The organism is Embleya sp. NBC_00888, from assembly GCF_045207655.1.
Lineage (GTDB): Bacteria > Actinomycetota > Actinomycetes > Streptomycetales > Streptomycetaceae > Embleya.
The window spans coordinates 1,530,579-1,543,409 of record NZ_CP108785.1 but is presented as its reverse complement, the minus strand read 5'-3'; the positions used below and the strand labels follow the sequence as shown (position 1 = coordinate 1,543,409).

10 protein-coding genes and 1 pseudogene are annotated in these 12,831 nt (G+C 70.9%); 4 read left to right on the top strand and 7 right to left on the bottom strand.

Translation table 11 applies throughout. The annotated features are described in order from the left end of the window. Window positions 1-247 precede the first annotated feature (247 nt). On the top strand, window positions 248-1,324 hold the full coding sequence (locus OG948_RS41085; RefSeq protein ID WP_331770072.1) for a hypothetical protein: 1,077 nt from the start codon (window positions 248-250) through the stop codon (window positions 1,322-1,324). Between the two features lie 143 nt (window positions 1,325-1,467). Continuing rightward, window positions 1,468-1,624, top strand: a pseudogene (locus OG948_RS41080) (TetR family transcriptional regulator); the annotation flags it as partial. A gap of 31 nt (window positions 1,625-1,655) precedes the next feature. Here OG948_RS41080 and OG948_RS41075 read toward each other — a convergent pair. Both OG948_RS41075 and OG948_RS41070 read right to left on the bottom strand, forming a co-directional pair. Next, a complete protein-coding gene (locus OG948_RS41075) occupies window positions 1,656-3,836 on the bottom strand; it encodes an FUSC family protein (RefSeq protein WP_331770071.1) in 2,181 nt (726 codons plus the stop codon). Window positions 3,837-4,338: 502 nt separating this feature from the next. Further along, window positions 4,339-4,683 carry an SH3 domain-containing protein gene (locus OG948_RS41070; protein WP_331770070.1) on the bottom strand — a complete coding sequence of 115 codons (345 nt, stop codon included), beginning with the start codon at window positions 4,681-4,683 and terminating at the stop codon, window positions 4,339-4,341. A 268-nt stretch (window positions 4,684-4,951) separates the two neighbouring features. Between OG948_RS41070 and OG948_RS41065 the strand changes: the two genes are divergently transcribed. Then, entirely contained in the window at window positions 4,952-5,440 is a 489-nt protein-coding gene (locus OG948_RS41065) for an isochorismatase family protein (RefSeq protein WP_331770069.1), read from the top strand. Window positions 5,441-5,496: 56 nt separating this feature from the next. Here the strand turns inward: OG948_RS41065 and OG948_RS41060 are convergent, their stop codons facing one another. The 4 genes from OG948_RS41060 to OG948_RS41045 all read right to left on the bottom strand — a co-directional run bounded on the left by OG948_RS41060 (window position 5,497) and on the right by OG948_RS41045 (window position 9,999). Continuing rightward, a complete protein-coding gene (locus OG948_RS41060; protein ID WP_331770068.1) occupies window positions 5,497-7,206 on the bottom strand; it encodes a hypothetical protein in 1,710 nt (569 codons plus the stop codon). 345 nt (window positions 7,207-7,551) lie between these two features. Beyond that, a complete protein-coding gene (locus OG948_RS41055) occupies window positions 7,552-8,322 on the bottom strand; it encodes a methyltransferase domain-containing protein (RefSeq protein WP_331770067.1) in 771 nt (256 codons plus the stop codon). Between the two features lie 13 nt (window positions 8,323-8,335). Beyond that, complete coding sequence (locus OG948_RS41050) at window positions 8,336-9,148, bottom strand: LLM class flavin-dependent oxidoreductase (protein WP_331770066.1); 813 nt, start codon at window positions 9,146-9,148, stop codon at window positions 8,336-8,338. Then, window positions 9,145-9,999, bottom strand: coding sequence for an alpha/beta fold hydrolase (locus OG948_RS41045; protein ID WP_331770065.1), 855 nt, complete (start codon window positions 9,997-9,999; stop codon window positions 9,145-9,147). The genes OG948_RS41050 and OG948_RS41045 overlap by 4 nt, the downstream gene beginning before the upstream one ends. 105 nt (window positions 10,000-10,104) lie before the next feature. Between OG948_RS41045 and OG948_RS41040 the strand changes: the two genes are divergently transcribed. After that, window positions 10,105-11,010, top strand: coding sequence for a LysR family transcriptional regulator (locus OG948_RS41040; RefSeq protein WP_331770064.1), 906 nt, complete (start codon window positions 10,105-10,107; stop codon window positions 11,008-11,010). A gap of 166 nt (window positions 11,011-11,176) precedes the next feature. Here the strand turns inward: OG948_RS41040 and OG948_RS41035 are convergent, their stop codons facing one another. Then, on the bottom strand, window positions 11,177-12,679 hold the full coding sequence (locus OG948_RS41035; RefSeq protein ID WP_331770063.1) for a glycoside hydrolase family 6 protein: 1,503 nt from the start codon (window positions 12,677-12,679) through the stop codon (window positions 11,177-11,179). Window positions 12,680-12,831 lie beyond the last annotated feature (152 nt).

Sequence of the window (12,831 nt, the reverse complement as noted above, 5' to 3'; positions counted from 1 at the left end):
CGTCACGACCGCAACGGGGAGAACATGGTTCGGCAACGCGTGACGTACACCATGAGATACACCGCGACACCCCCGCTCGTCGTCGCCCGGCACGACGGTATCGGCGTTTCGCAAGCCGGACTCGACGTGGCTGGTGGCCACCAGGCGGCCATCGGGGCTGCACGCCACCGACCTTGCCAGACCTCGCCCATGCCGCCCCGACCGCCCGCCGGCGCGGTGGTCGGCGAGGTTCGCTAGCTTCGGGGCCATGTCGATTGCCGCACAACTGCGCGACTCGGTGACGCTGCCGGGTGGCGACGCGCTGGTCAACGGCCGTGCTGTCGAGGGTCGTGCGGACGGGTCGCGCCGTGCCCTGCTCCGGAACGGTTCCGAGCTGGAGGTCTACGACCTGTACCGGGTCTTCGCGGGGGAGCCCGAGCCGATCGCCGTCTTCCCCCTCCCGTGGCCGGAGTGGGACGGCGGTGTGTATTCCGTGGGTCCCGACCGCTCGTTCGCGGTGTTCTCCGGTCGGCACGCGGTACGGGCCGTGAGCCGGGCAGGGAAGACGTTGTGGGATTACCGGCACGGCTGCCGGGGGTCCGAGGTCGACCACCCGCACTCGGGGCGCGGTCGGGAGGCGTGCCGCGGATTCGAGCACGGTTCGTGCCGAGTCTCCGACGACGGCCGGCACGTCTGGGTGCACGTCGTGTTCGCGTCGCAAGAGCACGACCGGCAGGAGTTCCGGGTCGTCCTCGACGCCCGGGACGGACGCGAACTGGCCCGGCTGCCCCTGGACAGCGAAGCCTCCGGCTCACACCACCTCGCGCACCCGGACGGTGTGCACGTCGGTCTCTGTATCGGTATGGGGCAGGACGGCGTCCTGCTCCACTGGGCGCGCCGGGACGGCGAGCGGCTGATCGACTGGAACCTCGACGAGGGACTGGACCGCATCCTGGCCGACGTCCACCCGGCGCACTCGGGCTTCCTGACCGTCGAGCACTACGGAGCGGACCTGCGACTCCACGCGCTGGACGGCACCGTGCTCGCCATCGGAGTGCCCGAGCCGGCCGATGACGAGGAGGATCCGTCCTGCTGGGACCACAACTGCGGCTTCGTCGACGCCGATACCGTGATCGCCACGACCGTCGACTCCGACGGGGAGCCGGAACGAGCCCGGCACTGGCTGCTCGACGCTCGCACGCTGGAAGTACGCGGCCCGCTCGCGTACCCCGTCGGCCCCCTCGACAGCTACGTACGCCCGCTCGGGGACGGGACCTGGCTGACCTACGACGGCGCCGGCGGGAGGCTCGATCGCTGGAGTGAAGCCGCACCTCGAGCCCGATGACGAGACCGATCCCGGGCGGTGGGAGCCGGCCGCGCAAGACCGCGGAAGGCCGTCGCCGGCGCGATCGTCGGGCGACGGTGCCGGTTTCGGTGTGACGAGGACGGCGGCGAGCGCGCATTCCCGGAGGGCCGGTCGCGGCCGGGGCCGCGGCCGAGATCACGTTCGTTCTCGAAGGCGCGCAGGTGAGCACGCACAACGGGAGCATCGATCGCACGGGAGATCGACTGATGCGGATCGTGGAGAGGCATGGTCGATCGGCAGTGCTCGGCCCTCGGCGAGGCCCTGGCGACCACCGACTGACACGATGCCCGCGGGTTGGGGCAGGCGCCGGTCAGCGGCGAAGGAGGCGGTGACGCGTCGTCGACCGCTTCGACACGATCGGGTCGGTGGTCAGCGTGCGCAGCGTGCCGTCGAGGCGTTCGGCGTGCAGGGCGAGGCGGTGGGCCGGGGTGGAGTGGTCGTCGGCGAAGGGTGGTTCGTCGGCGAGCAGGGTCAGTGCGGCGACGTGGGGGCTCGGGGGCTGCGGAGTGGGGGCGTGGACTCCGTGGTTGGTGTGGCGTGTGCGGTGTGGTGCGGCGTGTTCGATGTGGAGGAGGGCGTGGGCCAGGCGGGTGCGATCCGCGGGTTCGATGTTGCCGGCCGCGCACCGGGCGAGAGCGGTCAGGCACCGGGCGTGGTAGACGCACACCTGGACCGCCGCGAACAGCAGTGCTGCGTGGGCGCGTTGGGATCGGTGTGGGTTGAGTGGATGGAGGAGCGGCAGGATCGACCGGTGGAATTCCGCTGCCGCCCGGTCGAGTTCACGGGTTCTGTCGACGGTCGGTGGTTCGTCGGTGAGTTGCTCCGCTTCGCCGATGTCGTGGCGCAGTTCGCGGGTCACCTCGTGCAGCGCGGTGAGGACTTCGCCCAGCCGTCGGTCGCTGTCGCCCCGCGTGGTGGTCGGCAGCAGCACGGCGGCGGCGAGTGTGCCGCAGGCGACGCCGAGCGCGGTCTCCGTGACGCGCAGCACGAGTAGTTCCGGGGCGGGGCCGTGCAGGAGCGTGAGCAGTACGCCCAGTGCGCCGGTGATGAAGAAGGTCACCGCTCCGTACGCGGTGGCCGGAGCGTAGAAGATTCCGAACAGGCACCCGGCCAGCAGCACCGTCGCCACGGTGTCGGCGGAGGCGGCGGGTACCGCCAGGGCGAAGCCGAGGAGAACGCCCGTGATCGTGCCGGTCAGCCGGCGCAGGCTCCGCAGGAAGATCTGGCCCGTGCTGGTCATGTCGACGAAGACGACCCACGCGGTGGCCACGGCCCAGTACCACTGGTGCGCGGAAAGCAGCATGCCGCCCGCGGCGGCGAGAGCGGCGGCCGCGGTGACCTGGTAGGCCTGACGGGTCGTGGGGCGGTACGGGATGTACGAGAAGTGGCGGCGAGCCGTGGGCTGATGGTCGAGGGGCGGGCCTGGGCGAATGCTTACCTGAGCCTGAGCCTGGGGCTTGCGTGCCGAGGGCGGCGAGAGTGGTGAGGCCGACGGTGTGACGAGTGTGTGGGCCAGTTCCCCGATCGCGCGGTAGCCGTGGCGCAGTTCCGGGCTCACGCGCGGGCGTTCGTGCTCTGTGCGATGGCGCTGGAGGCGGTCGAGGCGTCGTCCGTCGGTTGTTCGGTGTTGCGCCGCGTGGGCCAGGGCGAGGAGTTCGGTGATCAGCCGGTCCCGGTCCGCGAGGTGGTCGGTCGGAGCACGTCCCGGCGGGGCGGCGTGGGCTGCGCGCAGGCCGATGACGGCGAGCCGGTGAGCGGCGGACTCGGCGGCGAGGATGCGGCGGTGGGTCGTTTCGGCGTCGGTCACCGCCTGGGCGGGCAGGGTCTCGACGAGACGGGTACAGGCGCGCAGTCGGTCCAGGCTTCGGTTCAGGGCGCGTTCGACGCGGCGGGTGGGCGGGGAGGTACGCAAGAGCGTCGCGGTCTGTCGTACCGTCGCCGCCAGGAGCCGGTCCCACGCGCGAAGCGCCCTTGTGCGCGTCGCCGGGCCGGGTGTCGGGAGCACGGCCACGCGCACGAGCGCGGCGATCGCGATCGCGGCCGGCGCGACGGCGAGCAGTGCCGGGTGTGGGCCGGCCGCGGTTCCGAGGAATTGGGTGAGGAAGAACGTCATGAAGCCGAACACGCCCAAACCGTGGCCGCGTCGGCCGAATCGACGGACGTAGACGGAGCCGAGGATCACCGCGAGGAACGTCGACACGCGGACCGGGGTCGGCGCGGAGGCCAGGAGCCCGCCCGCGACCAGCGCGGCGAGCGACACGAACAAGCCGCCGAACAAGGTGAGCAACTGGTCGCGGGGGCGGAGGTCGCCGACGGCGAGTTCGGTGACCACACCCAGGAAGCCGCCGGCGATCAGCACCGGGCCGGACGCCCCGAAGGCGGTCGCCAGGCCCAGGGTGAGCGCGACGACCAGGACGGCGCGGGCGGCGGCGGTCAGGCGCAGCAGGCCGGGATCGCGGTCGGCGAGGATGGTGACGACTCGGTCCTGCACCGATGAACCGACCTTCCGTGGCGGCGAGGGCGCTCCGCCCGTTGTGGGCCCCGGCTTGTGCCGGGCGTGGGGAGGGTTCGGCGGGAGAGCCGGTCGTCCCCGGTCGGGAGCGGTCGGTGCGGAAGCGGGATTCCACCTGGATCCGACCCCGTCATCCTGGTCGGTGGGGACGTGCGGCGGTATACGTCGGATGACTGCTTCGTGTGGTGCGGCCGCCGTCATCCCGTCCGGTCCGGATCCGGCTCACGCCCCGGATGCCGTCGCCCGCGAGGGCGCGCCATGGCTTCGGTGCGTCGCGCGGGATGGGCGCGGGAGGTGACGCCCGGCCGGCTCACCGGCGCCCCGCACGGCCCGTTGTCCGCGTCTTCTTCCGGTGGGTGGTACGACAGTGTGGGCGGCCCGCGCACGGGTCGGGCCACCCACAACCGGACGAGCCGGCGTTCGGTGCGCGGTCACGGCGTTCGGAGCGCGCGACCGGCCGGGCCGTCGTCCGACGGTCGACCTACGAGACGTAGGAGGCGTAGACCCAGCCCTTGATGCCGGTTGCGTTGTGCTTGACGTAGTACCAGTACTGGAGGTCCTGGTCGGCGGCGACCAGACCCTTGCAGTAGACGGTCACCTTCGCGTTCTTCTGGAGAACGCGGAGGATGGGGGACTTGTATGTCCCCTTGGTCTTGCGCAGACTCACGTTGTCGCCGGTGATCTTCCCCGCGCGGTCCTTGTTGTTGGAAACGTTGCACAGGGGGTGGTCGACGGCTGCGGCCGTCGGCGCCAGGGCGATGCCCGCGCCCACGAGCAGCGAGACCGAGGCCGTCGCGGCGGCCACTCTGCGGCCGAACTTGCTCATCGAGGACTCCTTGGAAACGCGCGCCCGACCCGTGGCCCGACTCGCGGACCTGCCGGACACGCCTTGGCGTGTCGTACGGGGGCCGGCACCGGAACGAAAGACGCCGATCCGGCGACTCGAAACGGATGGTTGCGGACGGTCCTCACGCTCGGTGCCGCCCGCACATCATCGGGAACCAACTGCGGGTACCGCTAGCCGATTCGCGCGGCGAGCGAGCGCGCCCCACGTCATGGAGGGCCGCTTCCGGCCCTGGCCTACCACCGTCTCCGTGACCTCCGCGCTGCTCCTCATCGATCTGATGCCACGCATCATCGCCCTGCCCCTTGCCCCGCACTCCGGGGAGGAGGTCCTGGCACGTTGCCGCCGGTTGGCCGAGGCGTTCAGGGCGAGCGGCCGCCCGGTGGTGGCGGTTCGCGTGGAGAGGCCGAACGTGACCGAGCAGCCGCCGGGCAGCGGCTTCCCCGACGATCTCGTCCGGCCCGGCGATGTCCTGGTCGTCAAGCGCACCGTCGGGGCGTTCCACGGCACCGAGTTGCACGATCGGTTGCGCGATCTGGGCGTGGACGCGCTGGTGCTCGCCGGACTGGTCACCACGATGGGGGTCGAGTCCACCGCGCGGGCCGCGAGCGACCACGACTACGAGGTGGAGTTCGTCGCCGACGCGATGTCCGGGTTCAGCGCTGACGAGCACGACTTCACCGTGGAACGGATCTTCCCCCGATTCGGCGAAGTGCGTGACACGGCGGCCTACACCTGACCGTCATCGCCCGGCCCGAACCCGCCGCCGGAGACCGGCCACAGGCCATGGTCGCGCTACCGGCCACCTTCCTCCACCGGCCTGGCCGAGGGGGTGGTGGGTGCGTCGCCGAGGGCGGGCGCGTGGTCTTCCGTGGTGAGCAGGCCGAGGGCTGTTCTCAGCATGGCCGTGCTCCAGTTCAGCGGTGTGTGGGGTGAGGGCACGATCAGTTCGCTGCCCTGTTCGTCACGGTAGGTGACATGGCATTCCGGGACTCGGTAGGCCGGCACTTCCCGCACGTGGTAGCCGTCGTCCTCGCGGAGCACGGCGTGCCACTGGTTCCCGCCGGTGACGCCGGCCAGCATGCGGTTCAGGTAGCGCACCGCGAATTCGCGGTAATTCCGGGTCTGTTCGGGGTCGGTCCGTCGGGTGCGCAGACTTCGGCGGGCGGCCCACGCGGCCAGTTGGCCGAGCGGGTGCGTCCAGGCGGCCTCGCGCCCCTGCGGCGTCAGGTGGCCGCGCATCTCCTGCTTGCGGTCGAGGTCCGGGTCGCCCCCGCGGGCCTCCGCGTCCGCCTTGATCTCGTTCTTGATGGCGTGGACGGTCGCCTGCACCGCGTGCGTGTGGAAGTTGACGCGCTGGTAGGAGTCCTCCGCATAGCGGATGAGGCCACCGGTGGCCGGGTCCTCCAGGGAGCGCAGCGCGTCGAGGACCACCGTCTCCACTTCGCGCGCGGTCATCGGCCGGGCCGGATCGCCGATGGGGACGCGGCCTTCGGCGAGTAGTTCCGGCAGGCCGTACATCAGCAGGTAGACCAAGGACGCGTCCGCCCGGCGGTGCCGGATCGAATCGGCGTCGTAGTCCGGCGATTCGAACGGGATCCGCCGGCCGATTTCCCGGAGACCGGCGTCCACCATCGTGCCGACGCTCGCGGTGAAATCGTCGCCGTCCGCCAGAAAACCGAGTTCCTCGTGGTCCGCGAGCACCCTGATTCTGTCGAGCAAGGCTGTTTCGACGGCCATCACCGAGGTGCGTCGCGCGGCAACCTCCTCCCACGAGCCGGAGCTTTCGTAGCACGGGAAACCGACCGCCCGGAGAAACGGCACCACGAAGCGCAGGAACTCCTTGTGCGCCGGCAACAGTTCGCCGGTGCCGATGAACCCTCGATCCAGTGCGTCCAGAACGAGGAACGCGAGCATCTGGAACGAATCCTGCTTGTTTCGCCATCCGTTCGGCTTTTCGGCCTCGAGGTCGTCGAACCACAGGGATATGTGGGGCCATTCCTCCTGCCCGGTGTCCCCCCGCTCCACGACTGCGGCGAACCGGGCGAGTTGCGCGGGTGTGGAGATCAGGTGCAGCGCGCTGTGGATCAGCTCGCGCCCGATGGCCCCTTCCGTCGCGTATCGGTCCGGGTCGCTCAGGAAGAGCTCCATCATGGCGCTCGCGGCCTGCACGTGATCGCGCAGATAGAACATCGTCGACATCTCGCCGTGCCGCACGGTGGGGTCGGCGGCGATGTCCGTCGCGGCGACGATGGAGACCCGTCGCGCCTCCCCGTCGACCCGGACGCTCCCGGCCTCGATCACCGGCAGATCGAGCGTGCCCCGCTCCTTCAGCAGCGTCTCCACCCTGCGCAGGTGCGTCGGCGAGCCCTCCGCCGTCACCAGGCGGGCCAACGTCGGATTGGCGAACGGGATCCCGACGGCTTCGGACCCCCGATGCGCGCGATTCCTGGTCATCAGCTCGCGCAACAGCGCCTGGTCGTAATGCCGGTGAAATGCGGGCACACCTGCTCCGTCGTACATGGCCGATACCGGTGCGGCGCGGCTCGATTTCATGAGAACCGTCGCGGCGTAACACCGGACGACGGGCGATCCGCGGAGTCTCACGGTATTTCCGTAAATCGCGTCAACGCCTTGATCGTCCGATTTCGCCGCCCACGGCATGCTCATCCATTGCGGACTTTTGGACACGCACGGTAACCAAATCGATCTGCCTTTGCAAAGCGCAAAGCCGACCGCTGCGACCCTGGTTATATTTTGCCACGCGCAGTGGCGGCATTTGATTCGGGGCAATGGTCCGGCATATCCCGATGGGTGCCCCGCCGGGTCGGTGCGCCCTCGTGCGAGGTGTCAACGCCGGCGCGCGGTGATCAGCCAGGCGCGGGAGTCGAACCACACGCCGTCGCCGGTGTCGTGCGCGTCGAGGGTCGCGCGCAGCCGATCGCGTGCGCGCTCCGCGGACGCGGTGTCCAGGTCGGCGAGCGGGTCCCGGGCGATCAGCAGCCCGAGCACGGCCGCACACGCGTGATCGGCGTCCGGGCCGTAGTAGACGGGCTCGCGGACGTCGACGACATCCACCGCGGTGAAGCCGGCGGCGGTCAGGACGCCGACCGCGAGGTCCGGATCGGCCAGTGCGAAGGCGGCGTCGGCTTCGCCGGCCGAGGTCGACATCGGGTGCCCGGTCGCGAGCGCCGCCCGGATCGCGGTGGCCCACTCCTGGCGGTCGCGGGCCTGCCAGACCAACTGTACGAAGGGCGCACCCGGGCGCAGGGCTCGTCCGATGTTGGCGAACGCGGCGATCGGGTCGGCGAAGAACATCGTGCCGAACCGGCTGACGCCCACGGTGAATTGCTCCGGCGCGAAGGCATGGGCCTGGGCGTCGGCCCGTACGAAGCCGACATTGTCGAGCCCTTCCGCCTCGGCCTGATCGCGAGCCCGCGCCAGCATCCGGTCCGAGACGTCGATACCGAGCGCGGTACCCGGCGACGCGGCTCGGGCCGCGCGCCGGGTGGTCTGCCCGGTGCCGCAGCCGATGTCGAGGACACGATCGCCGGGGTGGATGTCGAGGGCGTCCCACAGCCGTTCCTGGTACCGAGCGAGTTCCGAGTCGTAGTCGAACACGGTGATGGCCTCCTCACGCCGCGGGGCCGTCGCGGAGCACGCCGCGCACGGTGTCGAGCCGAACGCCCGGGTCGAGCTCCGGCAACCACCACGTCGCGCCGGCCCGCACGTACGGCTCGGGATCGACATCGGGCGGCAGAGCGATGGCGATGTCGTACGAGGCCATCTCACCATGGCGCAGTTCGGTGAGGGTGCCGACGGCCTCGGCGAGTTGGTCCGGGTGCTCGAGGTTGACCGGGAAGAAGCCGTCGAGCCGGGCGGCCCGGCGGATCGGCTTGGGGCTGCCCGGGAACGCTGCGGCCCACACCGGCACGCCCGGCCGCTGGACCGGTCGCGGCCGGAACGCGATGTCGTCGACCGTGTAGTGCTCGCCGCGATGGCGCACCGGCTCGCCGGACCAGGCGGCGGCCAGGATCGTCAGGGACTCGTCGAGCATGCGCCCGCGCACCCGGTCGTCGAGTTGCTCGCCGGTCTTGGACAGCTCGCCGCCGAAGCGGTCTCCGCCGAGGCCGACACCAAGAGTGAGGCGGCCGTCGCCGAGCCGATCCAGCGTCGCCGTCTCCCGCGCGACCTTCGCCGGCCGTCGACGGGCAAGCGGTGAGACCATCGGGCCCAGCCGCAGCCGCTCGGTCGCGGTCGCGATCGCCGCGAGCACGATCCACGGGTCGGCGACCCGGCGTACCGGCGCCCGCCAGCACAGGTGGTCCCACACGAAGCAGCCGTCCCACCCGGCCTCCTCCGCGTCGGCGGCGAGGCCCGCCACCACCCGCGGGTCGGCGAGGTCGTCGAAGAGCGGCAGCCACAGTGCCGAGCGCAGCCCGCTCACGATCGGCCTCCTTCCGTGTGCCGCACCAGGGCCGCCACGAATTCGTCCCACACCGGCCTCGGCAGGTCGTGTCCGGCCCCCTCCAGGGTCAGCAGCTCGGCACCGGGGATCGCCTCCCGCAGCGCTTCGCCGTGCGCGAGCGGCAGGAGCGGGTCCCGGTCGCCATGGACCACGAGCGTCGGCACCGCGATGTCGCCGAAGCCGCCTCGGGTCGGCCCGTCGATCTCGATGACGTAGTGGTTGACCAGAGTCGACGCGTAGCTCTTGGCGCGCGCCACATCGTGTTCGACCAATGCTCGAATGGCGTCCTCGTCGAAGTACGGCGAACCACCGGCGTACGCCCGCGCGGCGGCGACCACGTACTCGACGAGCGCGGCGGCATCGGAGGAATCCGGCTCGGCCGGCATGGCCAGGTCGCTCGACGGCGGCGGCAGGTCGTCGGCCCCGGTCGAGCAGGAGAGGAACGTCAGCGACGCGAGCCGTTCGGGATGGTCCACACCGAGGATGAGTGCGATCCCGCCGAACATCGATTGACAGACCACATGGGCGCGTTCGATGCCCAAGGTGTCCAGGAGTCCGAGCACGTCCAGAGCCAGGTCGGTGAACGAGTACGCGGGCCGTCCCGGCGGGTAGGCGGTCGACCGGCCGGTGTCCCGATGGTCGTACCGGACCACGAACCGGCCGCGGGCGGCGATCCGTTCGCACAGATCGGTGTCCCACCACACCATCGAGGCCGACGACCCGGCGACCAGCACAAGGGCCGGGGCCGTGCGGTCTCCGAAGGTCTCGACACACAGTTCGGCGCCGTTGATTTCGAGGAGTTGCTCACCGTGTGATTGCTGAGGGGTCATGTCCGGAACGTTAGAGCCCGTGACTCGATCGCGAAAAGCGATGATTTCCGATCGGTTCAATCGCTTATCGCAATGGTCCTTGCCGGCGGCACTAGGTTGGAGCGCATGACCGATGTCGAGCTGCGCCATCTGGCGGCGTTGGCCGCTGTCGCCGAGGAGGGCTCGTTCGGTCGGGCCGCCACCCGCCTCGGGTACACCCAGTCGACGGTGAGCCAGCAGATCGCCGCATTGGAACGGGCCGTCGGCGGCCTGGTGTTCGACCGGCCGGGCGGCCCCAAGCCGGTGCGGCTCACGCCACTCGGCTCCGTGGTCCTCGACCACGGTCGCGAACTGCTGGCGAAGTCCGAGGCACTGGCCGACGCCGTGGACCGATTCAAGGCCGGAGAAGGCCGCATCGACATCGGCACGTTCCAGAGCGTTTCCAATGTGATCCTGCCGTCGGTCGTACGCCGGCTGCGAGACGAGTACCCCGGTTGCGACATTCGGTTGTCCGAAGACGAGCCGGACCAGCCGCGGCTCGGTGACCTCGACCTGCTGTTCTACGACGGCCGCATCGACGGCGACGTCGAGCAGCTCAAACTGCTCGACGATCCGTACCTGTTGGTGGCGCGCGCCGGGACCTTCCCCGACGGTCCGGTCCCGCCGGCGCTGCTCGACGGCGCACCGCTGCTTGCCTGGCCGCCGACCTGCGACCAGCCCCGATTGGAGGAGGCGATCGCCCGGAGCGGCGCCCGTCCGCAGATCGTTTTCCGCACCGCGGTCAACGACACCCTGCTGTCGATGGTGCGCGCCGGCATGGGGTCGGCGGTACTTCCCTGGCTGGCCATCCGCGGTGCCGACATCGCGTCCGACGACAGGCTCCGCATCCACGAACTGTGGCCTTCCCTGCCGCCACGCGAGATCTACCTGCACTGTCGGGCCGGACGGACCCACTCACCACTCGCCACCAGGGCCATCGAGATCGCCGTGGAAGTCGCCAACGACCTCGCGCCGCCACCGACCACCGACTGAAGCCTCGCAACATGCGGCCGGGCCGCTCGACCCCGGCGCCGGCGGGGGCGTCGATTGCACCGACGACGCGCCCCGCCGTGCTTCCTGCCGACCCGACCCGACCCGACCCGACCCGACCCGACCCGACCCGACGCGACCCGACCCGGCGCGGGTGCGGCCGGCACGGTCAGGTGCCGTCGATCAGGCGGGTGGCGAGGTTCGGGTCGAAGGTTCCGGCCGCGACGCCCGGGGCGATACCGCACGGGCCGTCGGAGTCACCCGGCACCTTGATCCACAGCTCGTACTCGGCACCGCCGGTCCCCGCTCGGGACGGCGTGCCGAGCTTGCCGCCGGCCGGGTTGCACCACGCGCCGTCGGCGCCGCCGTTGCCGTTGCGACTGGTGTCGATCAGGTACTTGGCGGTTCGTGCCCCGCCGTTCGGCAGCGCGGCGCGGACCTTCTCGGCGTAGCCGGCCGAGTCCGCCGTGGTCTTGTAGTTCGAGACGTTGACCGCGAATCCGCGCACATTGGCCACTCCGGCCTGGGCCAGCCGCGAGGCCATGGTGGTGGGCGCGATCCAACCCGCGTTGCCGCCGTCGAGGTAGACCTTGGCGTTGGGTGCCTTGGCCTTGAACTGCTCGGTGGCGTAGCGCAACAGGGCGAAGCGGGCATCCCGCCCCTGAGCCGACATGCAGTCGACGTTGGCGACGGCGTCGGGCTCGATCACCACGATCGCCGAGCGGTCGCCGACCGCGCCCGCGAAGTCGGAGATCCAACGGCGGTAGGCATCCGGACCGGCGGCGCCGCCGCCGGACGCGCCGCCGCAGTCCCGATCCGGGATGTTGTAAGGCACCAGGATCGGCGTGCTCCGGGTGGCGGTGGCGGCGTCGACGTACGTACGCACCGCCTTGCCGATGTCCCCGCTCCAGGCGCCGAACCAGCGGGCGCCGGCCTGCGTGGCGATCGCGGTGCGAATCTTCGCCGCACGCGGGTCGGACCCGTGCTCGCGTACCCACGCCGCCGCGTTGTTCGTCGGGTCGGTGTAGAACTTCTCGCCCGAACTCGCCGGCGGAACCTTGGCGGTGGGCGAGGACGTCGTCGTGCCGGCCGGCGGGGAGGCGGAGGACGGTCGGGCGACGGGGGTGCCGGCCGGCTTCGCGCCGGGGCGGGAGGAGGCCGAGGGTTTCGCGGGCACACCGGGGACCTGCGAACCGGTGGGCAACAGCGACACGTTGTCCAAGGTCGCCTCGAACCCCTTGGCACGGCCCCCGAGTTGGAAGGTGACCTGGGTCGCGTCGATGCCGGGCATGGCCAGGAAGCGCAGCGTATGCCTGCCGGTCTTCTCGGCGAACGTGACGGTGCGATCCAAGACGGTCTTGTAGGGCGGGAGATGCGACTGGACGGTGACCCGAACCTTGGTGGACGTGGTCGCAGAGGCGTCGAAGGAGAGCGTGTACACGGCGAGATTCGTCAGATGCAGACCACCTTGCCCGAGCATCGAATCCCAGGGCACGCGAGTGTGATCGGGAACCGTGACCCGCGCCCGCCCGTCCACGGTCTTGACCGTGGTCGCACCGGTGGTCCACCAATAGGCGGGATTCGGCTCGAAGGCCCCGTTGGTGACGAGGTCCTTGCCGCCGGCCGCGGGCGTGGCCTGCCCGACGCCCGGCAGGCCCACAACACAGGTCACCGCCACCATCGTTGCCAGCGCTGCACGCCGACCATGCATGTGTCCTCCGTGAGCCCGAGCGAACGGTTGGCTTGCCGGCATGCTAGGGCCGGGTCCACGGCACCGCTATCCACCGAACGCGAATCGACGAACCCGGTTGGAGTCGCGGAAGC

What these genes read in the sequence shown, in the direction of transcription:
- OG948_RS41085 (WP_331770072.1), top strand. Translation starts at nt 248, where the DNA reads ATGTCGATTGCCGCACAACTGCGCGACTCGGTGACGCTGCCGGGTGGC.
- OG948_RS41070 (WP_331770070.1), bottom strand. Translation starts at nt 4,683, where the DNA reads ATGAGCAAGTTCGGCCGCAGAGTGGCCGCCGCGACGGCCTCGGTCTCG.
- OG948_RS41045 (WP_331770065.1), bottom strand. Translation starts at nt 9,999, where the DNA reads ATGACCCCTCAGCAATCACACGGTGAGCAACTCCTCGAAATCAACGGC.
- OG948_RS41040 (WP_331770064.1), top strand. Translation starts at nt 10,105, where the DNA reads ATGACCGATGTCGAGCTGCGCCATCTGGCGGCGTTGGCCGCTGTCGCC.